26 protein-coding genes are annotated in these 22,120 nt (G+C 61.0%); 10 read left to right on the forward strand and 16 right to left on the reverse strand.

Annotation, left to right across the window (positions count from 1 at the left end; genetic code table 11):
• Positions 1 to 43: 43 nt before the first annotated feature.
• The 4 genes from E3Z29_RS02960 to E3Z29_RS02975 all read right to left on the reverse strand — a co-directional run bounded on the left by E3Z29_RS02960 (position 44) and on the right by E3Z29_RS02975 (position 5,024).
• Positions 44 to 1,102, reverse strand: a complete 1,059-nt coding sequence (locus E3Z29_RS02960) for a PA0069 family radical SAM protein (RefSeq protein ID WP_134785099.1) — start codon at positions 1,100 to 1,102, stop codon at positions 44 to 46.
• A 74-nt stretch (positions 1,103 to 1,176) separates the two neighbouring features.
• Positions 1,177 to 2,478 (reverse strand): cytochrome c, encoded by a 1,302-nt coding sequence (locus tag E3Z29_RS02965; protein ID WP_134785100.1) that lies wholly within the window; start codon positions 2,476 to 2,478, stop codon positions 1,177 to 1,179.
• A gap of 12 nt (positions 2,479 to 2,490) precedes the next feature.
• A complete protein-coding gene (locus E3Z29_RS02970; protein ID WP_047597066.1) occupies positions 2,491 to 4,275 on the reverse strand; it encodes a GMC family oxidoreductase in 1,785 nt (594 codons plus the stop codon).
• Between the two features lie 2 nt (positions 4,276 to 4,277).
• Positions 4,278 to 5,024 carry a gluconate 2-dehydrogenase subunit 3 family protein gene (locus tag E3Z29_RS02975; protein WP_134785101.1) on the reverse strand — a complete coding sequence of 249 codons (747 nt, stop codon included), beginning with the start codon at positions 5,022 to 5,024 and terminating at the stop codon, positions 4,278 to 4,280.
• A gap of 310 nt (positions 5,025 to 5,334) precedes the next feature.
• On the opposite strand from E3Z29_RS02975, the gene E3Z29_RS02980 reads away from it, so the two are divergent.
• Positions 5,335 to 5,979: a dual specificity protein phosphatase family protein gene (locus E3Z29_RS02980; RefSeq protein ID WP_027610212.1), complete on the forward strand. Its 645-nt coding sequence runs from the start codon at positions 5,335 to 5,337 to the stop codon at positions 5,977 to 5,979.
• Between the two features lie 45 nt (positions 5,980 to 6,024).
• Here E3Z29_RS02980 and E3Z29_RS02985 read toward each other — a convergent pair whose 3' ends face one another.
• Positions 6,025 to 6,309, reverse strand: coding sequence for a YheV family putative zinc ribbon protein (locus E3Z29_RS02985; RefSeq protein WP_007962808.1), 285 nt, complete (start codon positions 6,307 to 6,309; stop codon positions 6,025 to 6,027).
• The gene (prlC, locus tag E3Z29_RS02990; protein WP_167734085.1) at positions 6,306 to 8,384 is read right to left on the reverse strand and encodes an oligopeptidase A; all 2,079 of its coding nucleotides are present in this window, start codon (positions 8,382 to 8,384) and stop codon (positions 6,306 to 6,308) included. Before prlC ends, E3Z29_RS02985 begins: the two co-directional genes overlap by 4 nt.
• Positions 8,385 to 8,446: 62 nt before the next feature.
• Here prlC and E3Z29_RS02995 point away from each other — a divergent pair, with 62 nt between their 5' ends.
• Together E3Z29_RS02995 and E3Z29_RS03000 are read left to right on the forward strand one after the other, a co-directional pair.
• Positions 8,447 to 8,992: a gamma carbonic anhydrase family protein gene (locus E3Z29_RS02995; protein WP_003220373.1), complete on the forward strand. Its 546-nt coding sequence runs from the start codon at positions 8,447 to 8,449 to the stop codon at positions 8,990 to 8,992.
• A 28-nt stretch (positions 8,993 to 9,020) separates the two neighbouring features.
• A complete protein-coding gene (locus E3Z29_RS03000) occupies positions 9,021 to 9,671 on the forward strand; it encodes an HAD family hydrolase (RefSeq protein WP_134785103.1) in 651 nt (216 codons plus the stop codon).
• Positions 9,672 to 9,771: 100 nt separating this feature from the next.
• On the opposite strand, the gene E3Z29_RS03005 is transcribed toward E3Z29_RS03000, so the two are convergent.
• Positions 9,772 to 10,848, reverse strand: a complete 1,077-nt coding sequence (locus E3Z29_RS03005; protein ID WP_098966506.1) for an aminopeptidase — start codon at positions 10,846 to 10,848, stop codon at positions 9,772 to 9,774.
• A 58-nt stretch (positions 10,849 to 10,906) separates the two neighbouring features.
• Here E3Z29_RS03005 and E3Z29_RS03010 point away from each other — a divergent pair, with 58 nt between their 5' ends.
• Positions 10,907 to 11,329 (forward strand): hypothetical protein, encoded by a 423-nt coding sequence (locus E3Z29_RS03010; protein ID WP_134785104.1) that lies wholly within the window; start codon positions 10,907 to 10,909, stop codon positions 11,327 to 11,329.
• A 40-nt stretch (positions 11,330 to 11,369) separates the two neighbouring features.
• Positions 11,370 to 11,789, forward strand: a complete 420-nt coding sequence (locus E3Z29_RS03015) for a hypothetical protein (protein WP_027610206.1) — start codon at positions 11,370 to 11,372, stop codon at positions 11,787 to 11,789.
• An 8-nt stretch (positions 11,790 to 11,797) separates the two neighbouring features.
• Here the strand turns inward: E3Z29_RS03015 and E3Z29_RS03020 are convergent, their stop codons facing one another.
• Together E3Z29_RS03020 and E3Z29_RS03025 are read right to left on the reverse strand one after the other, a co-directional pair.
• Positions 11,798 to 12,037 (reverse strand): DUF1161 domain-containing protein, encoded by a 240-nt coding sequence (locus E3Z29_RS03020; protein ID WP_027610205.1) that lies wholly within the window; start codon positions 12,035 to 12,037, stop codon positions 11,798 to 11,800.
• Between the two features lie 247 nt (positions 12,038 to 12,284).
• Complete coding sequence (locus tag E3Z29_RS03025) at positions 12,285 to 12,716, reverse strand: OsmC family protein (RefSeq protein WP_007962818.1); 432 nt, start codon at positions 12,714 to 12,716, stop codon at positions 12,285 to 12,287.
• A gap of 241 nt (positions 12,717 to 12,957) precedes the next feature.
• Here E3Z29_RS03025 and E3Z29_RS03030 point away from each other — a divergent pair, with 241 nt between their 5' ends.
• Positions 12,958 to 13,959, forward strand: a complete 1,002-nt coding sequence (locus tag E3Z29_RS03030) for an LLM class flavin-dependent oxidoreductase (RefSeq protein WP_134785105.1) — start codon at positions 12,958 to 12,960, stop codon at positions 13,957 to 13,959.
• 171 nt (positions 13,960 to 14,130) lie between these two features.
• Here the strand turns inward: E3Z29_RS03030 and E3Z29_RS03040 are convergent, their stop codons facing one another.
• Together E3Z29_RS03040 and E3Z29_RS03045 are read right to left on the reverse strand one after the other, a co-directional pair.
• Complete coding sequence (locus E3Z29_RS03040) at positions 14,131 to 14,352, reverse strand: DUF1161 domain-containing protein (RefSeq protein WP_098966508.1); 222 nt, start codon at positions 14,350 to 14,352, stop codon at positions 14,131 to 14,133.
• Positions 14,353 to 14,476: 124 nt separating this feature from the next.
• Positions 14,477 to 14,692 (reverse strand): dodecin, encoded by a 216-nt coding sequence (locus tag E3Z29_RS03045; protein ID WP_027610201.1) that lies wholly within the window; start codon positions 14,690 to 14,692, stop codon positions 14,477 to 14,479.
• A 157-nt stretch (positions 14,693 to 14,849) separates the two neighbouring features.
• Between E3Z29_RS03045 and E3Z29_RS03050 the strand changes: the two genes are divergently transcribed.
• Positions 14,850 to 15,176: a YqjD family protein gene (locus tag E3Z29_RS03050; protein ID WP_003220391.1), complete on the forward strand. Its 327-nt coding sequence runs from the start codon at positions 14,850 to 14,852 to the stop codon at positions 15,174 to 15,176.
• Here the strand turns inward: E3Z29_RS03050 and E3Z29_RS03055 are convergent.
• A complete protein-coding gene (locus E3Z29_RS03055) occupies positions 15,149 to 16,066 on the reverse strand; it encodes a LysR family transcriptional regulator (RefSeq protein WP_134785107.1) in 918 nt (305 codons plus the stop codon). The genes E3Z29_RS03050 and E3Z29_RS03055 overlap by 28 nt on opposite strands.
• Positions 16,067 to 16,180: 114 nt before the next feature.
• Between E3Z29_RS03055 and trpB the strand changes: the two genes are divergently transcribed.
• From trpB to E3Z29_RS03070, 3 genes are all read left to right on the forward strand, one after another.
• Positions 16,181 to 17,413, forward strand: a complete 1,233-nt coding sequence (trpB, locus tag E3Z29_RS03060; protein ID WP_134785108.1) for a tryptophan synthase subunit beta — start codon at positions 16,181 to 16,183, stop codon at positions 17,411 to 17,413.
• A complete protein-coding gene (trpA, locus tag E3Z29_RS03065) occupies positions 17,413 to 18,225 on the forward strand; it encodes a tryptophan synthase subunit alpha (RefSeq protein WP_134785109.1) in 813 nt (270 codons plus the stop codon). Before trpB ends, trpA begins: the two co-directional genes overlap by 1 nt.
• A 121-nt stretch (positions 18,226 to 18,346) precedes the next feature.
• Positions 18,347 to 18,787, forward strand: a complete 441-nt coding sequence (locus tag E3Z29_RS03070) for an anti-virulence regulator CigR family protein (protein WP_134785110.1) — start codon at positions 18,347 to 18,349, stop codon at positions 18,785 to 18,787.
• Between the two features lie 148 nt (positions 18,788 to 18,935).
• On the opposite strand, the gene E3Z29_RS03075 is transcribed toward E3Z29_RS03070, so the two are convergent.
• The 4 genes from E3Z29_RS03075 to E3Z29_RS03090 all read right to left on the reverse strand — a co-directional run bounded on the left by E3Z29_RS03075 (position 18,936) and on the right by E3Z29_RS03090 (position 21,988).
• A complete protein-coding gene (locus E3Z29_RS03075; RefSeq protein ID WP_134785111.1) occupies positions 18,936 to 20,897 on the reverse strand; it encodes a DUF4105 domain-containing protein in 1,962 nt (653 codons plus the stop codon).
• Positions 20,894 to 21,214 carry a DUF2388 domain-containing protein gene (locus E3Z29_RS03080; protein ID WP_007911662.1) on the reverse strand — a complete coding sequence of 107 codons (321 nt, stop codon included), beginning with the start codon at positions 21,212 to 21,214 and terminating at the stop codon, positions 20,894 to 20,896. The genes E3Z29_RS03075 and E3Z29_RS03080 overlap by 4 nt, the downstream gene beginning before the upstream one ends.
• Before the next feature lie 42 nt (positions 21,215 to 21,256).
• Positions 21,257 to 21,562, reverse strand: coding sequence for a DUF2388 domain-containing protein (locus E3Z29_RS03085; protein ID WP_098966511.1), 306 nt, complete (start codon positions 21,560 to 21,562; stop codon positions 21,257 to 21,259).
• 108 nt (positions 21,563 to 21,670) lie between these two features.
• A complete protein-coding gene (locus E3Z29_RS03090; protein ID WP_007962831.1) occupies positions 21,671 to 21,988 on the reverse strand; it encodes a DUF2388 domain-containing protein in 318 nt (105 codons plus the stop codon).
• Positions 21,989 to 22,120 lie beyond the last annotated feature (132 nt).

A 22,120-nucleotide genomic window follows, 5' to 3' on the forward strand; every position in this document is an offset into this window, starting at 1 on the left:
AGCCAGACTCCATCAAGCGATTTTTTATTGTTTTGCGCTCTGCCTACAGCAGAGCCATTTGTGCCCCTGGCGGACAGAAGGCCGTGCAGTCGAGGTTATAGCCCTCACGATGGTTTAAACCGAGACGTTTAATGGCTTTGGCGAAACGTTGCGCCAGCAGGTCGGCGAACGGTCCCTCGCCGCGCATTCTCGCGCCGAAACGGCTGTCGTAGAGTTCGCCGCCTCGGCTCTGGCGGATCAGGCTCAGGACATGGGCCGCACGCTGCGGATAGTGCGCCTGCAGCCATTCCTCGAACAGCGGCGCCACTTCCAGCGGCAGGCGCAGCATCATATAGGCGGCACTTTGTGCACCGGCGGCATGTGCCTCGGTCAGCAGGCTTTCGATTTCGCTGTCGTTGATCATCGGAATCATCGGCGAACACAGCACCCCCACGGGAATGCCTGCTTCGCGCATCACCCGGATCGCCCGCAGCCGTGCTTTCGGTGCAGCGGCACGGGGTTCGAGGATGCGTTTGAGTTCATCGTCCAGCGTGGTCAGGCTGATCATCACCGCCACCAGCCGTTGCTGCGCCAGCTCGGTGAGCAGGTCGAGGTCGCGCAGAATCAGCGAACCTTTGGTGACAATGGTCACCGGGTGCCGGTAGCGCAGAAGCACTTCAAGGGTCTGCCGGGTGATCCTGTGCTCGCGCTCGATGGGCTGATACGGATCGGTGTTGGAGCCAAGATTGATCGGCGCGCATTGGTAACCGCGTTTGCTCAACTGTTCCTCAAGCACCTGAGCGGCGTTGGTCTTGGCGATCAGTCGGGTTTCGAAATCCAGCCCCGGCGACATGTCCCAATAGGCGTGGCTGGGTCGCGCATAGCAATAGATGCAACCGTGCTCGCAGCCGCGATAGGGATTGATCGAGCGATCGAAGGGCAGGTCCGGCGAGGTGTTGCGGGTAATGATGGTTTTCGCGGTTTCGATCATCACCTCGGTGTTCTGCGTTTCGGGCACTTCCTGATACCAGCCGTCGTCCTCGGCCACCGAACGGTTCGGCGCAAAGCGGTTGTGCGGGTTGGTCGCGGTGCCGCGGCCGCGCGGTGGCAATGGAGTAGACATGAAAACGCCCCGATACTGTGTGCATATACAGTATCGGGGCGTTGCTCATCTGGCTAGTGCCGTCGGGCGACTGGTCAGTTGTGTTGCGTGACCTGACCGAGGTCATCGCCGGAGGTGTGCTTCATATCCTCCTTACGCAACTCGGCGACGTCAGCGGCTTTCACCGGCGCCCCTTTGTTGCCCCAACTGCCACGGATGAAACTCACCACATCCGCCACTTCCTGATCCGACAACCGCCAGGTGAAACCCGGCATGGTGAAGGTCGAGGGTGCCGTGTGCGTCGCCGGCAAGGTACCGCCCTTGAGCACGATGTGGATCAGCGAGGTCGGGTCTTCCGATTGCAGCACCGGATTGCCCGCGAGCGCCGGGAACACACGGGTGTAGCCATGGCCGTCGGTACGGTGGCAGGCCGCGCAGTTATCGATGTACACCGCTGCGCCACGCTGGCTGTCGTCGCCGTTCCACAGGGCTTTGGCCGCTTTCTCATCGTACTGGTGCGGCTGATCGGCAGGATCATTGGCCGGCAGCGACTTGAGGTAGCGGGCGATCGCGGTCAGGTCGGCGTCGGTCATGTATTGCATGCTGTGGGTGACCACATCGCTCATGCCGCCGAACACTGCACTGCGGTCGCTGCGACCGGTCTTGAGGAATTGCACCAGCTGCTCTTCGCTCCAGCTGCCCAGGCCATCCTTGTGATCACCGCGCAGACTTTTCGCGATCCAGCCTTCCAGCGGCGCACTGCCGGCGAGGAAGTTCTTGCCGTCCGCCGCGCTCAGGGATTTTTCCTGCATGGTCAGCGCCCGTGGCGTATGGCAGGCGCCGCAATGGCCGAGGCCTTCGACCAGGTAGGCGCCGCGATCGATCACCGGATCATCCGAGGTTGCCTTGTAGTCCTCGACCTTCGGCGCGAACAGCCAGCGCCAGCCCATCAGCGGCCAGCGCATGCTCAGCGGCCATGGGATGTCGCTGGCCTTGTTCTCCTGCGCCACCGGTTCGACGCCGTGCATGAAGTAGGCGTACAGCGCCTGCATGTCGGTTTCGCTGACACGGGCGTAGGACGGATACGGCATCGCCGGGTACAAGGTACTGCCGTTTTTCGCCACGCCATGGCGCACGGCTTTGTCGAAGTCCTCAAAGCTGTAATCGCCGACACCGGTTTTGTCCGGGGTGATGTTGGTCGAGTAGATCGTGCCGATCGGGGTTTCCATCGGCAGGCCGCCGGCGAACGGCTTGCCGCCCTTGGCGGTGTGGCAGGCCACGCAGTCACCCGCGCGGGCGAGGTATTCGCCTTGTTTGATCAACGCCTGATCATCGTCGGCGGCGTGTACAGCCGTGCTGCCGAGCAGCGCCAAGATGGCGATAACAAGATTTTTCATGGTCATCGCTCCTTATGCCTGAACCAGCGGGCCGGGGTTTTTCAGGTATTGCTCACGAATCGCCTTGGCCGACCAGTAGGTCAACGCCGCCACCAGCCCGGTCGGGTTGTAACCCAAGCCTTGCGGGAACGCCGACGCACCTGGCACGAATACGTTGTGCACGTCCCAGCTCTGCAGATAACGGTTCAGGGCACTCTTCTTCGGATCGGTGCCCATGATTGCGCCACCGTTGAGGTGGGTGGTCTGGTAGGCCGCGGTGTTGAAATGATCACCGACCTGCTTGCCGATCACCGCGATGGCTTTCGGGCCCATGGCTTGAGCGACCTTGCCCATTTTCTCGACCATGAAGCGGTTCATTTTGATGTCGTTTTCCTGCCAGTCGAAGGTCATGCGCAGCAGCGGCAAGCCGTAGGCATCGCGGTACACCGGATCCAGATCGAGGTAGTTGCCTCTGTAGGACTGATGCGCGCCGTGGGCGTCCATCGACACCTGGTGGGTGTAGTAATCGGCGGTCGCGCGTTTCCACTGGCTGCCCCAGGCCGGGGTGCCGGGCGGGTTTGAGGTGCCGGCAATCGGGCGGCTGCCCGCCTGGTTGACCCACATTGGCGAGCCGCCGACGAAGCCATGCGGGCCGTGGTCGAAGTTGTCGGCGTTGAAATCGTCCAGCGCCACGCCGTTGCCGCCGGCGCCGATGAAGTTGTTGGTGTGGGTGTCCTTGTCGAAGAACGCCTTGATGGTCGCCATGTTCTGGTAGGCGAAGTTGCGCCCGACCACGCCTTCGCCGCTGATCGGGTCGTACGGCTTGCCGATGCCCGAGAGCAGCATCAGGCGCACGTTGTGCAGCTGGAAGGCGCCGAGGATTACCAGGTCCGCCGGCTGCTCGATCTCGCGGCCCTGGCCGTCGATGTACGTCACGCCGGTGGCCTTGGACTTGGTGCTGTCGAGGTTGACCCGCAGCACATGCGAGTTGGGCCGCAGCTCGAAATTCGGCAGTGGCTTGAGCGCCGGCAGAATGTTCACGTTCGGCGAGGCCTTGGAGTACATGTAGCAAACGTAACCGCTGCAGAACCCGCAGAAGTTGCACGGGCCCATCTGTGCGCCGTAGGGATTGGTGTACGGGCCTGAGGTATTCGCGGAGGGCAGGTTGTAGGGTTTGTAACCGACCTCTGTCGCCGCTTTGCCGAACAGCTGTGCGGAAACCGTATTCTTCTGCGCTTCCAGCGGGAACGGATTGGAGCGATCCGGTGCGTAAGGGTTACCGCCCTTGCCCTGACCGACCAGTTGGCCCTTCACGGTCCAGGCCTGGCCGGAGGTGCCGAAGACCTTCTCGGCGAAATCGAAGAACGGCTCCAGCTCTTCATAGCTGACGCCGAAGTCCTGGATGGTCATGTCCTTGGGGATGAAACTTTTGCCGTAACGCTCTTCGTAGTGGCTGCGCATGCGTAGCTCGATCGGATCGACGCGAAAGTGCACGCCCGACCAGTGCAAACCGGCGCCGCCGACGCCATTGCCCGGCAGAAATGCACCCAACTGGCGATTCGGCAGGGCGATGTCGTTGACGCTGTGGCGGATGGTGACGGTTTCTTTCGAGATGTCCTGAAAGAGTTTTTTCCGCACGCTGTAGGTGAGTTCGTCGATCACCTGTGGATAGTTGCCGTCGGGGTAGGTGTCCTGCATCGGCCCGCGCTCCAGCGCCAGCACGTTGAGCCCGGCCTCGGTCAGCTCCTTGGCCATGATCGCGCCAGTCCAGCCGAAACCGACGATCACTGCGTCGACCTTCTTCATTACGGTTGCCATGCTCAAGCCCTCTCGCCGCGAATCGAAACTGCCGGGAAGGGGTATTGCTCGTTGCGTTCCACCCAATCCATGAAATCGGCGCGGGCGCCGGGGAAGCCGATCATGGTCCAGCCGACCATGCCTTTATTGCCGCCGTGGATCGGGTCGCAGAAGAACCCTTCCTTGGTGTTTTGCAGCAGCAGGCTGAAGAAAATCTTCGCTGGAACCGCATCGAACTGTGGTTTGCCGGCTTCGAGCTGCTTGAGCAAATCTTCTCGGGTAGCGCTGTCTTGCTCAGCAAATGTTTTACCGTTGAGGGATTTTGCCCACTGATCCGTGGCAGCGATGCCCAGGCGATAGATCTCTTTTGGTACCAGTTTGCTCTGCCAGCCCATCTCCGGCGCGGCGTCGGCGTTGAACGGGCCTTGCATGTACCACAGGGCACCGGCGGCATACGGGGTGTTCATCTGGCGGTCGATGTATTCCGGCACGCCGGCTTCCAGAGCCCCCGGGCCTTGCTCGTCATTGGGGATGAGGTGTGCCACGGCGGCGTTGATGAAGGCCCATTCCTCGGCGGTGAAATAGCTCGGCTGATAAGCGCTGGCGTCAGCTTTGGCCGGTGTGGCTGCGGGCGTCGACGGGGCCGCTTCAGGCGCCGCTTGCAACACGCTGCTGCCCAGACCGGTACCGGCGAGGGTGACCACGGGAATCAGGGTCAGGGATTTGCGCAAGAACTCACGCCGCGGGTTGTCTCGATCTGCGTCAGACATGGGGGTGCACCTCATCAGGCATTGATGGTTGTCCGCCGTTTCTGCGAACGGCGTGAGCATTTTTTCGTCGCGGCGTGGCCCGGTGGTTGACCGGGAAAAGGGGGACGCCTGCAACATCGTGTGACAAATGGTAGCAGGCTATGCATCGGGTTGAACCGATTCAGCGGAAAAAGCTGCGGTTTTTTACCTGAGTGCTCAATGAAATCGCACGGATTCACGATTCTTTGACAAGTGCCTCACAGGGCTTTGACCGTCAGACGTGGAAGCTGCGAGGCCTTTCATTGATGAATTCCGATACGGTCAGCCCAGCATGTCTCGAGTGCGCCTTTTCCCTGCTTTGTGTTTGTCGCTTGTTGCCTTGTTGCACTTGATGCCGGCCCAGGCTGACGCCGCTGCAACATCGCGTCCCCCTGAATGGGCGCAACCGGTTGAAGTGCAGTACAACCTGTTCCAGATGTCGCCAACCCTCTACCGCAGCGCCTTGCCGGATGGCGGCGCAGTGCCGTTGCTGAAGAACCTGAAAGTGGCGACGGTGATCAACTTCCTGCCGGAAGCTGACAGCAGCTGGCTGTCCGAGCCGGGCATCAATCAAGTGCAACTGCCTTATCGCACCAACCATGTCGATGACGCCGATGTGCTCAAGACGCTGCGCGCGATTCAGGCTGCCGAAGCCAATGGACCGGTGCTGATGCATTGCAAACATGGCTCCGACCGCACCGGCCTGATGGCGGCGATGTACCGGATTGTGGTGCAGGGCTGGAGCAAGGAAGACGCGCTGAATGAAATGACGCAGGGTGGTTTTGGTGAAAGCGGCCATTTCAAGGATGGCGTGCGTTATGTGATGCAAGCCGATGTCGACAAACTGCGCACCGCGCTGGCCAACGGCGACTGCAGCACCAGTGCCTTTGCCACCTGCTCGATGAAGAGCTGGTTCCAGTCGGTCAACCTCAAGTAAGCCGCACCCTCCACGGCATTGCACCGTGGAGGGTCATGCGTCGGCTCAGTCTTCGGACTTTTTCTTCAGCTTCGGATTCGGAAAGAACTGCACGGCCTGGACGGTCTTGTCCGGCGCCGGCTTGAGCGCGCTGGTATTGACCCGCGTGCCCAGTTCCTTGGGAACCGACAGCCCTTGCTCGTTCAGCGTATCCGAGTAACCGCAGGCCACGCACTCACGGTGCGGCACGCTGTCCTCGTTCCACATCATCAGTTTGTCCGGCTCGCTGCACGCCGGGCAGACAGCCCCGGCGATAAAGCGCTTCTTGGTAATCACAGGTGCCTCACTCATGCTGCTGCGTCCTCACTCAGGCCGCTATGGCGCAAGAGTGCGTCAATCGATGGCTCACGGCCACGGAAGTCGACGAACAGCACCATCGGTGCCTGCGAGCCGCCACGCGCGAGAATCGCTTCGCGGAAGGCGCGCCCGGTCTCGGCGTTGAGCACGCCGTCTTCTTCGAACCTGGAGAAGGCATCGGCTGACAGCACTTCCGCCCACTTGTAGCTGTAGTAACCCGCGGCGTAACCGCCGGCGAAGATGTGCGCGAAGCTGTTGGGGAAGCGGTTGTACGCCGGTGGACGCATCACCGACACCTCGTCGCGCACGCCTTCCAGCACTTGCGCCACGCTGCGGCCATCACCGTGGGTGGCGTGCAGCTCGAAGTCGAACAGCGAGAACTCCAACTGCCGCACCATCATCAGCCCGGACTGGAAGTTTTTCGCCGCGAGCATTTTCTCCAGCAGGTCCTGTGGCAGCGGCTCGCCGGTTTCGTAATGACCGGAGATCAGCGCCAGGCCTTCCGGCTCCCAGCACCAGTTTTCCATGAACTGGCTTGGCAGCTCGACCGCATCCCACGCCACGCCGTTGATCCCCGAGACACCGGCGTGATCAACGCGGGTCAGCAGGTGATGCAGGCCGTGACCGAATTCGTGGAACAGGGTGGTCACTTCATCGTGGGTCAGCAGCGCAGGCTTGCCGCTGTCTGCCGGGGTGAAGTTGCACACCAGGTTGGCCACCGGGCTTTGCAGCACGCCGTCAGCGGTACGGCGGCGGTCGCGGGCGCCGTCCATCCACGCACCGCCACGCTTGTTGGCGCGGGCGTAGAGATCGAAGAAGAAGCGGCCGACGTGCTGGCCGTTTTCCTTGATTTCGAACAGGCGCACGTCCGGGTGCCAGGTGTCGAAGCCTTTCAGTTCGGCGATTTCGATGCCGTACAGGCGCTGGACGATAGCGAACAGACCGCCGAGGACTTTATCGATCGGGAAGTACGCACGCAGGGTTTCCTGAGCGACGCTGTAGCGCTGCTCGCGGAGTTTTTCCCCGTAGAAACCGCTGTCCCAGCTTTGCAGATCGGCGCAGCCCTGTTCGGCGGCGTAGGCGCGCAGCTGCTGTAGATCCTGCGCAGCGAACGGCTTGCTGCGTTTGGCCAGGTCGCGCAGGAAGCTCAGCACCTGATCGCTGGACTCGGCCATTTTCGTGGCCAGACTCAGCTCGGAGAAACTGGCGAAGCCCAAGAGTTTTGCCAGTTCCTGACGCAGGTCGAGGATCTCTTCCATGACCGGGCCGTTGTCGTTCTGCCCGGCGTTCGGGCCTTGGTCCGACGCACGGGTGCAGTAGGCGGCATAGACTTCTTCACGCAGCGCGCGATCCTGGGCGTAGGTCATCACCGCGTAGTAGCTCGGGAATTCTAGGGTGATCAGCCAGCCATCGAGACCTTTGGCCTGCGCGGCGGCAGCCATTTGCGCCTTGGCCGAATCAGTCAGGCCGGCGAGGGCAGCCTCCTCAGTGACGTGCTTGGTCCAGGCTTGTGTGGCGTCGAGCAGTTGGTTGGAGAAGCGGCTGCCCAGCTCGGACAGTTTGCTCTGCACTTCGGCGTAGCGCTTCTGTTCGGCTTCCGGCAGGTCGATACCCGACAGACGGAAATCGCGCAGGGCGTGTTCCAGAATGGTTTTTTGCGCCACGTCGAAACCGGCGGCTTCCGGGCTGTTGGCCAGCGCTTCATAGGCCTGGAACAGTTCGCGGTTCTGGCCCATCTCGGTGGAGTAGGCGCTCAGGGCCGGCAGGCACGACTCGTAGGCTTCGCGCAGTTCAGCGCTGTTGCACACGGCGTTGAGGTGGCTGACCGGGCTCCAGGCAGCGCCGAGGCGATCGTTGAGTTCGTCCATCGCCAGCACCAGGCCGGCCCACGTCGGATTCTGGCCTTGGGTATTGAGGATTTCGGCGATGGCGGCGCGGTTGTCGGCCAGGATCGTTTCGATGGCTGGCAGCACGTGTTCGGCACGGATCGTGGAGAACGGCGGCAGGTCGTAGGACTGCAGAAGAGGGTTGTTCACGCTCACGGTTGGCACCTTGGCTGGAAGAAACATGCGCCCATCTTAATTACAATCGACACTCACCGCAGCTATCGGCGACAGAGAGAGAACTTATCGTGCCCGTTCGCAAGTACCAGAATCACACCCCGCAACTCGGCAAGGGCGCGTTTGTCGACGCCTCCGCGGTGGTGATCGGCGACGTCGAAATCGGCGAAGACAGCTCCGTGTGGCCGCTGACCGTGATCCGTGGCGACATGCACCGCATCCGTATCGGCGCGCGCACCAGCGTGCAGGACGGCTGCGTGCTGCACATCACCCACGCCGGCCCGTTCAACCCGGATGGTTTCCCGCTGCTGATCGGCGATGACGTGACCATCGCCCACAAGGTCATGCTGCATGGCTGCAGCGTTGGCAGCCGTGTGCTGATCGGTATGGGCAGCATCGTCATGGACGGCGCGGTGGTCGAGGACGATGTGATCATCGGCGCCGGCAGCCTGGTGCCGCCGGGCAAGCGCCTGGAAAGCGGTTTCCTCTACGTGGGCAGCCCGGTGAAGCAGATCCGCCCGCTGACCGACAAGGAACAAGCCTTCTTCACCTACAGCGCGGCGAACTACGTGAAGCTCAAGGACCTGCATCTGGCCGAAGGCTACGACCAGCTCTGAAACGACTTACACCTGCTCAGGATTTCTCATGCATTACCAGACCATACTGTTCGACCTCGATGGCACCCTGACCGACCCGCGTGAAGGCATCACCCGTTCCATCCAGTTTGCCTTAAGCAAACTCGGCATCGACGAGCCGGACCTGACCAGGCTCGAACACTTCATCGGCCCGCCGCTGTTGCAGGCGTTCATGCAGTTCTATGGCTTCGACGAGGCCAAGGCCTGGCAAGCGGTGAATTTCTACCGCGAGCGCTTCAAGGTCACCGGCCTCTACGAAAACCGCGTGTTCGATGGCGTCACGCCGCTGCTGGAAACCCTGAGCGGGCAAGGGCGACAGCTGTATATCGCGACCTCCAAACCTTGGGAGTTCGCCCGGGAAATCGCCCGGCACTTCGACTTCGCTAAACACTTCAAGGTGATCTACGGCAGTGAGCTGGATGGCACGCGGACCAACAAGGTCGAGCTGATTGCGCACCTGATCGCCGAAGAAGGGCTGGATCCGGCCAATACGCTGATGATCGGCGACCGCAAGCATGATCTGATCGGCGCGCGCAGCAACGGCGTGGACGCGGCGGCAGTGGGCTATGGGTTTGGCAGTTTTGAAGAGTTGAGTGCCGAAGCGCCGGCTTATCACTTTGAGACTTTGGCTGAGTTGCATCAGGCGTTTTTGCGGCGCTGATCAGTCAGTCTTCGCGAGCAAGCCCGCTCCCACAGGAGGCATGCATGTCACCTGTGGGAGCGGGCTTGCTCGCGAAGAGGCCAGTACAGACCGCGAAAAATCAGGCTTCTGCCAATGCTTTGAGTGCTGCCTTACGCTCGATAACCGGCAAATCTCCCAACTTCTCAACCTCGGCATAAAACCGCAGCCAATCCCCCCCAACCTGCCTGAACAACGCTGCAAACGCCGGCACCCACTGGTCATACAGCCCAAACGGCAGCAACCGCGCATTGTTCAGCGGCATGTTCACCCAGGCGTCGTAACGCTTGTCCCCGGCCCACTGGCGGTCGCGCATCAATCGATATTCGCGGCGAAACTGCTCGAACGTCGCCGCTTTGCGTTCGCGCATCTGCTCGGCTGGCAGCGGCTGAGCGTAGAGCTTTTCCAGGCGTGAGCGCGTTTCCAGCACCAGTTCGATGAACTGATCGCGCTGCTTGAGCCTGGCATCGGTGTCCGGCGGCAGGCCACGAAACGCCCGCCACTGGCGGGTGCCTTCCTGCTCGACAAACGTGGCAAACGACTCATTGAACTCGGTGTCGTCTTTCACATAGAAACGCTGATGCGCCAGTTCATGAAAGATCAGCGTGGCCAGGCGTTCGTCACCCCAGCCCATCATCGAATTGAGGATCGGGTCATTGAACCAGCCGAGGGTCGAATAGGCCTCGACGCCGCCAATCGACACGTCCATGCCTTGCAGGCGCTGAATCGCCGCTTCGCCCCGGGCAGCGCTCTGGCTGTAGTAGCCGCGATAGGCCACGCAACCGGCGATCGGGAAGCAATGGTTCTGCGGGGTCAGGGAAAACTCCGGGGTGGCGAACACGTTCCACACCACATACGGCCGGCCGATGTCGGCGTACAGCCGATAGCTCTGGTTGTCCGGCAGGTGCAGCTGTTCGCTGGCGAAGTCCCGGGCCTTTTGCGACTGGGTCAGGTGCGTGCGCAGGGTTGCATCGCGACTTGGGTCGGCAATCACCTTGGCCACCGGCTCACGCGCTCGCAACAACTGCAACTGACCGCTGGCCAACTGGCTGTAATAGCTGACGCTGGAACAACCGTTGAGCAACAAAAACATCACCCCCGGAAACAAAATCCGAAAAACGCGATCAAGTAACCCATGGCTTGGAAGCGGCCTGCTCAAAATAAAAATCCTTTGGAAAGTCTGCCCGCAAGACTATCCCGCCATTTGGAGCTTCGCTATGCGCATGTTGTTGCTGACAGGAGGCCTGCTGACGCTGGCCGGTTGTGCCGGATTCGGAATGCCCGATCCTGACCCCTCGCAAGCCTGGATTGATCTCGATGCCCGGCAACAGGACACGGCGTTGCAAGCGCTGAAAGTCGATGACAAGGCAACTGTCGACAAACGTTATTTCGAAGTGCAGCCCGGCAGCCATGAGTTGAAGGTGCGTTATCAGTTTCCGGTCGAAGCCACCAACATCGGCCCCGACGCCGAACCGCTGTGGCGCGATTGTCAGTTGAAGGTGACATTCAAGGACTTCAACGCCGGTCAGCGCTATCAGTTGCAAGCCGGCAGCATCGGTTTTCGGCCATGGGCCAGGCTTTATGATGAACAGCGCAAAGTCGTAGGGCAGGGCACACCCGCAGGCTGCCAGAAAACCTGATCGGGATTATGCTGGATGTCCAAATCACGGGACATTGATCATGCACAGGTTGACGTTGTTGCTCGCTGCAAGTCTGCTTGCTGGCTGCCAGAGCCCGATGCCGGCAGCCGATCCGGGCAAGGCCTGGGTCGACTTTTCGATGCCGACACCCGGCGGTAAGGTGCTGATGGCTGAACGGCTGGACAACGTGCGCCTGCGGGACGGGCGCTTTTTCCAGGTCGCGCCGGGCAGTCATGAGCTGACGGTGCGCTTCGATTTCGAGATCTTCGGTGGCAGCCAGGGCTTGGACACCGACCCGCAGGAACGCCTGTGTTACATGACCGTGCGCTACGATCATTTCGAAGCCGGGCAACGTTACCGACTTGAAGCCCGGTCGCTGGCGTTCACGCCGAGTGCTCGGTTGATCAATCGCCAAGGGCAGATAGTTGCCGAAGAGCGCCAGATCAACTGCGTGCCTTGAGCGGACTGTCAGATGTCGTTCTTCTGGTAGACGATCGCTTTTGTGCCGTTTTCGCAGGTGCCGACAACCATCGCCACGTCGTGCTTGTCGGCCTCTTCCTTGCTGACAATTTCCAGTGTGTAGGACGGCACTGCATTCGCCTGGATCTTTACTTCGATCTCTTTCTTCAATTCTTCGCAGTCTTTCGGTGCGGCGAGAACCGTTGTGGCCAGTGCACTGCAAAGAATCGCCAAGCCAATACGTTTCATAGATGAAGCTCCCTGATGCAGCGCGCACGGGCGTGCGCTGAAGCTGCTGTCACTTATTCGACCATATTTTTGCGGGGCAGGTTCTGACTTCGCTCACATCTTCAGGAATTGTGGTGATTGTTGGATTGCCATCGCGAGCAGGCTCACTCCTACAGGGGATCCCGATTGTTCACACTTGATGTGTCCGCTGGAGATCGAATGTAGGAGTGAGCCTGCTCGCGATGGCGCCAGTGCAGTTAATGCCTGATCAGCTGACCAGCGAAGCCTCAAGGGTAATCTTCGCATTCAGTACCTTGGACACCGGGCACCCTTCCTTGGCCTTGTTGCTCAGTTCCTCGAACTGCGCCTGAGTAGCGCCCGGGATTTTCGCCTTGAGGATCAACTTGATCGCGGTGATGGCAAAGCCACCCTCGACCTGATCCAAGGTGACTTCAGCCTGGGTGTCGATGCTCTCGGCCTTCAGGCCTGCATCACCGAGAATCATCGAAAACGCCATGGAAAAACAGCCGGCGTGTGCGGCGCCGATCAGTTCTTCCGGGTTGGTGCCCTTGCCGCCCTCGAAGCGGGCCTTGAAGCCGTAGGGGGCTTCTCTGAGCACGCCAGTCTCGGTAGAGATCGAGCCGATGCCGGTTTTCAGATCGCCTGCCCAATGTGCGGATGCTTTCTTCACGATAGCCATGTCTGCCTCCTCAAGATCTGGCGCGGAACGCCGCGCCGTCGTGGTTTTTACTTGCAAGGCTTCTGAGGATAGACGTCGGGACAAAGTTCAGCCCGGCTGAATCGTTGACTTTTTTAGTAGGAAATTTCATCGCGGCTATTGAAACTCGGGTATATGCCCTCATTGCATAAAACACGCTTATGGATTGGGCAGGTTTTCGTTCGCAAGAAAAACCTGCCTCCTCATTCGGAGACGCAGGTTTATGAAGCAACTGTCCGACGTAAAGTTTTCCACCCTTGATCTGGTGCCCGTGCGCGAGAACGGCAGCCCGGCGCAATCGCTGCGCAACTCGCTGGACCTGGCGCAGCACGTCGAGAAATTCGGCTATACGCGCTTCTGGGTCGCCGAACACCACAACATGGACGGCATCGCCAGCTCCGCCACCTCGGTGCTGCTGGGTTATCTGGCCGGCGGCACCTCGACGATTCGTGTCGGCTCCGGCGGGGTGATGCTGCCCAACCACGCGCCGCTGGTGATCGCCGAGCAGTTCGGCACTCTCGAAAGCCTGTATCCGGGACGCATCGATCTGGGTCTGGGCCGCGCGCCCGGCTCCGACCAGATGACCGCCCGCGCTCTGCGCCGCGAACGCTCCGGCAGTGCCGATGATTTCCCGGAAGACGTTGCCGAGCTGACGCGTTTCCTCGGCCCGCGCACCCCGGACCAAAGGGTGATCGCCATGCCCGGCACCGGCACCAACGTGCCGATCTGGTTACTCGGTTCCAGCCTGTTCAGCGCGCAGCTGGCCGGTGAGCGCGGGTTGCCCTACGCCTTCGCCTCGCACTTCGCCCCGCGCTTCATGCATGAGGCGATTCGCGTCTACCGCAACCACTTCAAGCCGTCGGCAGTGCTCGACAAGCCGTACGTGATGCTCGGGGTGCCGTTGGTGGCAGCCGATACCGATGAGCAGGCCGACTACCTGGCGACCTCGGTGTACCAGCGAATTCTCGCGCTGATGCGTGGGCAGAGTCTGGTGCAGCGTCCGCCGGTGAAAACCATGGACGGCCTGTGGCTGCCCCATGAGCGCGAAGCGGTGGGGGATTTCCTCGGTCTGGCGATGGTTGGCAGCCCGCAGAAGATCCGTGCGAAGCTGGAGGTGCTGGTCGAGCAGACCCAGGCCGATGAGCTGATTTTCACCTGCGATCTGTATGAGCATGCCGATCGCCTGCATTCCTATGAATTGCTGGCGCAGGTGATGAAGGGCTGACTCTGGAATACGGCTTCTGTGGGAGCGGGCTTGCTCGCGAAGACGGAGTGTCAGACACCCTGGATGTCGGCTGACATAACGCTTTCGCGAGCAAGCCCGCTCCCACATTGGGAACCAGTGGCCCACAAAAAAGCCGACGCCTTCGCGTCGGCTTTTGCATTTCAATCGCGATCACCCGCGTTTGTAGACGATTTCCTTGGTGCCGCCTTCACAGGTGCCCACAACTTTTCCGCCATTGGCTCCCTTGTCGACAACCTCCAGCGAATACCCGGAAACGCCCTTGGCATCCAGCTTCGCCGCGATCTCGCTTTTCAACTCTTCACAAGGCTTGCCAGCAGCCAACGCGCCACCCGCAAGGCTCAACAAACCTACTGCCAATATGAACTTCTTCATCGGTCGCACTCCCTGGTCGGATTAAAAGAGGCGGGCACCGGCTGTGCCGATGCACTCACCTTGTAGCGCTTTGCCATTCCTATGGCACTCGGCCAGCGCGCAAGTTCAGAAGCGTAGCCCAAACTCAGCTGCTGGCAATCCGGAAGCCGACTTTGAGTGTGACCTGGAAATGCGCAGCCTTGCCGTCCTTGATGTGGCCACGGGTCTCGACCACTTCAAACCATTCCAGATGTTTGATGCTCTTGTTCGCTTCAGCCAACGCGTTGTTGATGGCGTCTTCGATGCTGCTGGTGGACGAGCCGACCAGCTCGACTTTCTTGTACGTATGATGGTCACTCATGGCGATCTCCTGGATGTGTGGATTTGAGACTAGCAGTGAATCTGCACTGATGATTTCGGCGGCTCGATGCAAGCGAAGTTCAGATTTTCTGCACTTTCTCAAACCGCTGAAGTCCCAACCAACACACGCCACTCATCACCAATGCAGGAGAGCCACCATGGCCAACACCTCTTTACGTAAAGCCTCGTTGCAAAGCATGGAAGCCGAGATCGAGAGTCTGCTCAAATCGTTGGAAAGCCTGAAGGACGACGCGTCCGACGAGTCGCGCAAGACCCTCAAGGCGCTCAAGAGCAACGCTGAAAGCGCGCTGAAACATTCGCGCAGCCTGCTCAGCGATGCCTATGAAGAAGTCAAAGTGAAAACCCGCGAGACCGGCATCGCCACCCGCGATTACGCTCAGGAACACCCTTGGACCACAGCCGGTGTGGCAGTCGGTGCAATCGGTCTGCTGGCTGCTTATTTGCTGTTCAAGCGCGGCGAGTGATCCGTCTGGCGCAGCTCATTCTTGAGCCATTGCGCCAGTTGCCGGGCGCGTCCGTCTGCGGCGCGCTTGGGTAGCCACAACGCCAGTTGCGCCGGGGTTTCGCAAAAGCCCCACGGCGCAACCAGGCGACCGGCCTTCAAGTCTTCGGCCACCAGCGGCTCTGGCGCGATTGCCACGCCGAGTCCGGCCACTGCGGCTTCCAGCAGATAATACAAATGCTCAAAACCTTGCCCCCACTTCAACGCCTTGGCGTCGAGGTGATTTTGCTGTGCCCAACTCGGCCAGGCTTGCGGGCGCGATGTGGTGTGCAGCAGCGGCTCGCTGAGCAAGGCTGACGCCGGCGCCGCTTGCAGGCGTTGGTAGCCGCTGAACAGCGGGCTCATCACCGGGCCGATGCGTTCTGCGGCCAGTTCGTAGACCTGCATGTCTGCCGGCCATGGCGGCTCGGCGAACAACAGCAAGGCATCGAGTCCAGGGCGCCGCGGGTCAAGATCACCTTCACCCGCTGACAAGTGCAGACGCAAGTCCGGCAGATCGGCGTTGAGCCGCCCCAAGCGTGGGATGAACCAGCGCGCCAACAGACTGCCGGAGCAGCCGAGCACGAACGGCGCGTCAGCGGTGCTTTGCGTCAGCTCGGCACACACACTGCGCAACCGATCAAAGGCCTCACCGCTGGCATCTCGCAGACGAACGCCGGCATCTGTGAGTTTCAAGCCGCGACCATCCTTGACGAACAGGCTCACGCCCAGATGCTCCTCGAGCACTTTGAGCTGACGGCTGACTGCACCATGAGTGACGTGCAGCTGTTCGGCCGCCTGACTAACGCTGTTAAGCCGGGCGGTGGCTTCGAACGCGCGCAAGGCGTTCAGCGGGGGAAGGTCGTGGCTCATGGTATCTGTGAGTTTTCCTGACAGGTTGTGGCGATCTTATCGGTTTTCAGCCTGGAAGGTCAGGGGTAGAGTGGACGCCATTGTCTTCTTACCCGAATTCACCTGGAGCACATCATGACCCAGACTTCGAACACCTCCAACCTGCGCAGCGGCCCTGACGATAACGGCCTGTTCGGTGCGTTCGGCGGCCGCTACGTGGCGGAAACCCTGATGCCGTTGATCCTCGATCTGTCCCGCGAATACGAGGCGGCCAAGGAAGATCCGGCGTTCAAGGAAGAGCTGGCCTACTTCCAGCGTGACTATGTCGGTCGTCCGAGCCCGCTGTACTTCGCCGAGCGTCTGACCGAGTTCTGCGGCGGCGCGAAGATCTACCTCAAACGCGAAGAGCTGAACCACACCGGCGCGCACAAGATCAACAACTGCATCGGCCAGATCCTGCTGGCGCGGCGCATGGGCAAGAAACGCATCATCGCCGAGACCGGTGCCGGCATGCACGGCGTGGCAACGGCCACCGTGGCCGCACGTTTCGGTCTGGACTGCGTGATCTACATGGGCACCACTGACATCGAGCGTCAGCAGGCCAACGTGTTCCGCATGAAGCTGCTGGGCGCCGAAGTGATTCCGGTGGTGGCCGGCACCGGCACCCTGAAAGACGCGATGAACGAAGCGCTGCGTGACTGGGTGACCAACGTCGACAGCACCTTCTACCTGATCGGCACCGTGGCCGGCCCGCACCCGTATCCCGCCATGGTGCGCGACTTCCAGGCAGTGATCGGCAAGGAAACCCGCGAGCAGTTGCAAGCTCAGGAAGGTCGTCTGCCGGACAGCCTGGTGGCGTGCATCGGCGGCGGTTCCAACGCCATGGGCCTGTTTCACCCGTTCCTCGATGATCAAAGCGTCGAAATCATCGGGGTTGAAGCGGCCGGTTACGGCATCGAAACCGGCAAGCACGCGGCCAGCCTCAACGGTGGCGTACCGGGTGTGCTGCACGGTAACCGCACCTTCCTGCTGCAGGACGACGATGGCCAGATCATTGACGCCCACTCGATTTCCGCCGGTCTCGACTATCCCGGCATCGGCCCTGAGCACGCCTGGTTGCATGACATCGGCCGCGTCCAGTACACCTCGGTGACTGACGACGAAGCCCTCGCCGCGTTCCACCAGTGCTGCCGCCTCGAAGGCATCATCCCGGCACTGGAAAGCGCGCATGCGCTGGCTGAAGTGTTCAAACGCGCACCGAAACTGCCGAAGGATCACCTGATGGTGGTCAACCTCTCCGGCCGTGGCGACAAAGACATGCAGACCGTCATGCACCATATGGAACAGTCGAAGCAGGAGAAACACTGATGAGCCGCCTGCAAACCCGTTTTGCCGACCTCAAGCAACAGAATCGCGCCGCGCTGGTGACTTTCGTCACCGCCGGTGATCCGGACTACGACACTTCGCTGGCGATCCTCAAAGGTTTGCCCGGCGCTGGCGCCGACGTGATCGAGCTGGGCATGCCGTTCACCGACCCGATGGCCGACGGCCCGGCGATTCAACTGGCGAACATCCGTGCCTTGGGCGCCAAGCAGAATCTGGCGAAAACCCTGCAAATGGTTCGCGAGTTTCGCGAAGGCAACAGCGACACGCCGCTGGTGCTGATGGGCTATTTCAACCCGATCCACATGTACGGCGTTGAACGTTTCATCGCTGATGCCAAGGAAGCGGGCGTCGACGGTCTGATCGTGGTCGACATGCCGCCAGAGCACAATAATGAACTGTGCGACCCGGCACAGGCTGCGGGTCTGGACTTCATCCGCCTGACCACCCCGACCACTGACGATGCGCGTCTGCCGAAAGTGCTCAATGGCAGCTCGGGCTTCGTTTACTACGTGTCGGTGGCCGGTGTGACCGGTGCCGGTGCTGCGACTCTGGAGCATGTCGAAGAAGCGGTGACTCGTCTGCGTCGACACACTGACCTGCCGATCAGCATCGGTTTCGGTATCCGTACTCCGGAGCAGGCGGCGTCCATCGCTCGTTTGGCGGACGGGGTGGTGGTGGGTTCGGCACTGATCGATCACATCGCCAATGCGACCACGCCGGCCCAGGCTGTCGATGGTGTGCTGGGTCTGTGCAAGGCGCTGTCCGAAGGCGTGCGTCAGGCCCGCGTCAACTGAAGGTAAAGTTCCTGATACAGAGGAATTAGCGCCTCACACCACGGCCTAATTGAGCAAGACCGAGGGATTCAGAACCACGTTCTGAATCCCTTTTTGCTGTTGGTGCAGTGAGGAAGACTTGATGAAAATGCCGAAACGTCTGATTGCCGGACTGGGTGTGCTGATGCTCAGCGCGACGCCGCTGCTGGCCAGCGCCGATCCACGCGATGATCATGACCACGGCGGCCCGCAGCAGGGCCACTACGACAACCGTGGTGACGATCACCGTGGCCCGCAGATCGACCACCGAGGTGGCCCGCCGCGCGACTTCGGCCCGGTACGCCAGACCATTCGCGACAATCACGGCTACTTCGTGCGCGGCGCACCGCCGCCACCGGGCATCCATCTGGAACGCGGCCGGCCGTTGCCGCGCGGGTATTACGGCGAGCGACTTGACGGTCGGGCGCTGAGTCGTCTGCCAGTGTATCCGGGTTATGAGTGGCGCCGGGCCGGGGGTGACATTGTCCTGATCGCGGTGGGTACCGGGATCGTTTACGAAATTCTGGATGGTGTTTTGTACTGATTTGGCACGAGCATCTGTGGCGAGGGAGCTTGCTCCCGCTGGGGCGCGGAGCGGCCCTGAAAATTCGGCATTCAACCGATTTACGACTGCTGCGCAGCCGAGCGGGAGCAAGCTCCCTCGCCACAAGATTCAGTTCCAGTCTTCTGTCTCAGGGTAGCTCCAGTCCGCCGGACGCCTTGTGCAGTTTGCGCAGATGCTCGCCGATCTGCTTCACGTTGGCTTCGCTGGCGGCAATTTCGGCCGCTCGCTTGGGTTCCAGCAACTTGCGCACTTCCTTGTCCAGATCGCCGCTCAGCGCCAGCAGTTGTTTCTGGCGTTGGGCGCTTTCGTCCTGCAGGCGCTTGAACTCGCTTGGTTGCGGCAGCCCGTAGCCACGGCTGTCGAGCAGTTCTGCCGGACGACTGAGGAAGCCGCTGTTGGCGAGAATTTCCTGCAGGGTGGCGTTGGCCTTGTCCATGCCGCCGTTTTCCAGCTCCCGGGCGCCGAGGTAGCGCTGCTTGACCTCGTCCTGGGCCAGCAGCAACTGGCGGCGATAGCTCGCCTGTTCCAGCAGGAGCAATGCAGCGCTGGTGCGCAGGTCTGCACGTTCGAACCACTGGCGACGTTCTTCGGCAGACAGCGATAGCCAATCTTCGACGCTGGTTTGCTTGATCGGCAGCTGCTTTTTCAACACATCGAACATCGCCTGATAGCGATCGCGGAACGAATCGAAGCGATAGCCCAGGCGCAGGGCTTCCTTGGGATTGTCGAGCACGCTGGAGTCGGCCAGCCCCCGGCCTTTGAGCACTTCGAGCAAGCCGTTGGGCATGATGCTGTCGAGGCCGACGAGTTGCTTGTTGTTGCTGCCGCTGCGCAGCAGCTTGAGGCCTTCCACCGCGCAGTTGTTCGACAGGAAGAAGTAGTTGCCGTCATAACTCCAGTGCATTTCGGCAGCGTGTTCGACCACGCCTTCGATCTCGTCGCGTGACAGATTCAATGGCACCGAGGCGAGGCTGCGCAATTCAGTCTTGGTGTATTCGTCGATGACCTGCGCAAGCGGCAGGACGAACAGGCGTGATGGATATTTGCCGACCAGTCCGTCCCAGCTCGACAGCTGCACGTCGCCGACAAAGGCGCGGTAGGACAGCACCAGGTGCTGGTCGAGGTCGAGCCGGCAATCCGGGCCCCGTGGTCGACCCGGCGCGCAGATCACCAGGCGCAGCATGCTGTGGCCCCAGCGGCTGACCCAGTTCTGGTTGGCTTCGGCCAGCAGATAATCGACGGCATACACCCGCTCAGGGTCGACCTGCCCCAGGGGTTGCTTGGCGAAATCGTTGCCGGCGTTGAGAAAGGCGAAAGTGTTGCTGCAAGTGTCCTTGGCCGGTGGTGCCCAGCCGAAGCGCGCCTTGTAATAGCGATAGAGCGTCGGACGGCGACACGCGTAGCTCGGGTCGAGGAGGAAATACTCCATGTTGACCGCGACAAACTCTTTCGGACTGGAGATTTCGTACAGGTCCGGACTGCGAGCGACCTGACGGTTGTGCTGTTCACGCTCGCCGCGGCGCCCTACGTACTGTTGCCAACCGGCGAGGTCGAGCAGGCGCGGGTCATCGCTGAGGGTAAAGCGTCGTTCAGCCTGGCCACGGCACTCATCGGGAATGCCGACCAGGCCGGCGCTGTTACTGCGGCGAGTGCAGCGCTGAATCAGCGTGCGCTCGGCGGCGGGCCACAGGCGCGCGCGGTCATAAATGTGGGTGAGTTCATGCAGCACCGTTGCCAGCAGTTCCTGGCGCACAGTGCCATGGGGGCGATTGGTTTTCTCTGTGGCCGCGCTGCCGTCGGTGAGGCCGGCGAGCAGTTTGCGGTTCAGGTCGAGCTCGGCAACCAGGGTCGCCTGGCCGTACGCATTGCTAGGCATGTCGTCGGACCAGCCGACGTCGATGCGCCGATCCAGCTGTTCGACGAAACTGGGCGGCAGTTTCTGCATGGCTTCATCGAGCAGCGTTTGACTGGCCTGTTGCTGGGCGGGGCTCAGGCCGTCGGTCTTGAGTCGCAATTGCAGGCTGGCGTGGGCGCTGTTGCCAAGCAGCAACAACGCCCCGGCCAGCAGCCAGGCGCCGAGTGACTTCACAGGGCGAGGATGGCTTCGGCGAGCACCTGATCACTGGCGTCGCGAGCTTCCGGCACGCGCGTGCGCAAGGTGTTGAGGGCGGCTTCCAGGTGCGCACCGCGGATATCGCCGTTGGTGGCAACGAAGCTGGCCGCATCGTCGTGGGCTTCGCGGATGATTTTCGAATCGCGAATCGACGTCGTGGTATCGGAGGTGAAATCGATGGTGCGCTGGGAGGCACGAACGATGATGTTACTGGTGGCTACCAGGGTGTGTGCCTGGGCCACGTCGGCCAACAAAAACAGGCCAAGGGCGGCAGCAATCAGCGGGCTACGCATGGAACGACTCCGGAGGGCAATGTTAACGAGGGATCATGATTACTATTGGACGAGAATTGCCTGTGCCAGTTCAAGGTCGCTGACATGAAGTTTTGGTCGGGATTTGCGCAAGTAATGCAGGGCGGATTCGAGCTGCGCGCCGCGCAATTGACCGTCACTGGCGACAAACGCCGCCGCGTCATCGTGAGCGGCGATGATCAGTTTACGGTCGAATGGTGCGGAAGACACCATTCCGGTCGCCCAAACGCTGACCACGGTGTTTTGTGTGGAGACATCAAAGGCATCGACCGAGGTCGCCCAGAAGGCACTGACCAATACGCAAGGGAAAAACAGTCTGAATAAACGCATGAGACTCGGTAACGGTTAACGAGCTTCAAGGCTAGCGCAAATGCCCGGGCCAGAGCCAGCGGCGAAACATCGGGACACGACTGGCGTGCCCCGTCCGGCAATGGCGGATCAGATCGCGAGGATGGCTTGCGCCAGTTGGAAGTCGGTCGCGTTCAGTTGCGGTGCCTGATGACGGATCAGGTCCAGAGCACTTTCCAGTTTCACGCCACGGATCTGGCCTTCACTGGCGACGAAGCTGGCAGCGTCGTCACGGGCGGCGATCACGACTTTGTTGTCACGCAGCGAAGAGCTGACATCGGAGGTGGCGTCCGAGGAGGATTTCAGCGCGCCAACCACGGCATCGGTGGTCACAATGAAGCTGGAGGCACTGGCGTTGGCAGCCACGGCCAGCAAGGCGGCAGCGCTGAGCAGGCGAAGACGGGACATGGTGGATCTCCTGATAGTAAACCGTATTGAGAGGTGGCTTGTGTCTGATGAGTCAGACGCGGGTTACAGAAGATTCGCCACGTTCTGGCGTGGATATTAGGCCTGCGCGCGAGGTTCGGACAGTGGGCAGAA

Source organism: Pseudomonas sp. S150 (assembly GCF_004526365.1).
GTDB classification, from domain to species: domain Bacteria; phylum Pseudomonadota; class Gammaproteobacteria; order Pseudomonadales; family Pseudomonadaceae; genus Aquipseudomonas; species Aquipseudomonas putida_A.

What these genes read in the sequence shown, in the direction of transcription:
- E3Z29_RS03055 (WP_134785107.1), bottom strand. Translation starts at nt 16,066, where the DNA reads ATGAGCCACGACCTTCCCCCGCTGAACGCCTTGCGCGCGTTCGAAGCC.
- E3Z29_RS03030 (WP_134785105.1), top strand. Translation starts at nt 12,958, where the DNA reads ATGAAGCAACTGTCCGACGTAAAGTTTTCCACCCTTGATCTGGTGCCC.
- E3Z29_RS03045 (WP_027610201.1), bottom strand. Translation starts at nt 14,692, where the DNA reads ATGAGTGACCATCATACGTACAAGAAAGTCGAGCTGGTCGGCTCGTCC.
- E3Z29_RS03015 (WP_027610206.1), top strand. Translation starts at nt 11,370, where the DNA reads ATGCACAGGTTGACGTTGTTGCTCGCTGCAAGTCTGCTTGCTGGCTGC.
- E3Z29_RS03010 (WP_134785104.1), top strand. Translation starts at nt 10,907, where the DNA reads ATGCGCATGTTGTTGCTGACAGGAGGCCTGCTGACGCTGGCCGGTTGT.
- E3Z29_RS03050 (WP_003220391.1), top strand. Translation starts at nt 14,850, where the DNA reads ATGGCCAACACCTCTTTACGTAAAGCCTCGTTGCAAAGCATGGAAGCC.
- trpA (WP_134785109.1), top strand. Translation starts at nt 17,413, where the DNA reads ATGAGCCGCCTGCAAACCCGTTTTGCCGACCTCAAGCAACAGAATCGC.
- E3Z29_RS03020 (WP_027610205.1), bottom strand. Translation starts at nt 12,037, where the DNA reads ATGAAACGTATTGGCTTGGCGATTCTTTGCAGTGCACTGGCCACAACG.
- E3Z29_RS02985 (WP_007962808.1), bottom strand. Translation starts at nt 6,309, where the DNA reads ATGAGTGAGGCACCTGTGATTACCAAGAAGCGCTTTATCGCCGGGGCT.
- E3Z29_RS02980 (WP_027610212.1), top strand. Translation starts at nt 5,335, where the DNA reads ATGTCTCGAGTGCGCCTTTTCCCTGCTTTGTGTTTGTCGCTTGTTGCC.
- E3Z29_RS03090 (WP_007962831.1), bottom strand. Translation starts at nt 21,988, where the DNA reads ATGTCCCGTCTTCGCCTGCTCAGCGCTGCCGCCTTGCTGGCCGTGGCT.
- E3Z29_RS03080 (WP_007911662.1), bottom strand. Translation starts at nt 21,214, where the DNA reads ATGCGTAGCCCGCTGATTGCTGCCGCCCTTGGCCTGTTTTTGTTGGCC.
- E3Z29_RS03000 (WP_134785103.1), top strand. Translation starts at nt 9,021, where the DNA reads ATGCATTACCAGACCATACTGTTCGACCTCGATGGCACCCTGACCGAC.
- E3Z29_RS02975 (WP_134785101.1), bottom strand. Translation starts at nt 5,024, where the DNA reads ATGTCTGACGCAGATCGAGACAACCCGCGGCGTGAGTTCTTGCGCAAA.
- E3Z29_RS03040 (WP_098966508.1), bottom strand. Translation starts at nt 14,352, where the DNA reads ATGAAGAAGTTCATATTGGCAGTAGGTTTGTTGAGCCTTGCGGGTGGC.
- E3Z29_RS03070 (WP_134785110.1), top strand. Translation starts at nt 18,347, where the DNA reads ATGAAAATGCCGAAACGTCTGATTGCCGGACTGGGTGTGCTGATGCTC.
- trpB (WP_134785108.1), top strand. Translation starts at nt 16,181, where the DNA reads ATGACCCAGACTTCGAACACCTCCAACCTGCGCAGCGGCCCTGACGAT.
- E3Z29_RS02960 (WP_134785099.1), bottom strand. Translation starts at nt 1,102, where the DNA reads ATGTCTACTCCATTGCCACCGCGCGGCCGCGGCACCGCGACCAACCCG.
- E3Z29_RS03085 (WP_098966511.1), bottom strand. Translation starts at nt 21,562, where the DNA reads ATGCGTTTATTCAGACTGTTTTTCCCTTGCGTATTGGTCAGTGCCTTC.
- prlC (WP_167734085.1), bottom strand. Translation starts at nt 8,384, where the DNA reads ATGTTTCTTCCAGCCAAGGTGCCAACCGTGAGCGTGAACAACCCTCTT.
- E3Z29_RS03025 (WP_007962818.1), bottom strand. Translation starts at nt 12,716, where the DNA reads ATGGCTATCGTGAAGAAAGCATCCGCACATTGGGCAGGCGATCTGAAA.
- E3Z29_RS02965 (WP_134785100.1), bottom strand. Translation starts at nt 2,478, where the DNA reads ATGAAAAATCTTGTTATCGCCATCTTGGCGCTGCTCGGCAGCACGGCT.
- E3Z29_RS02970 (WP_047597066.1), bottom strand. Translation starts at nt 4,275, where the DNA reads ATGGCAACCGTAATGAAGAAGGTCGACGCAGTGATCGTCGGTTTCGGC.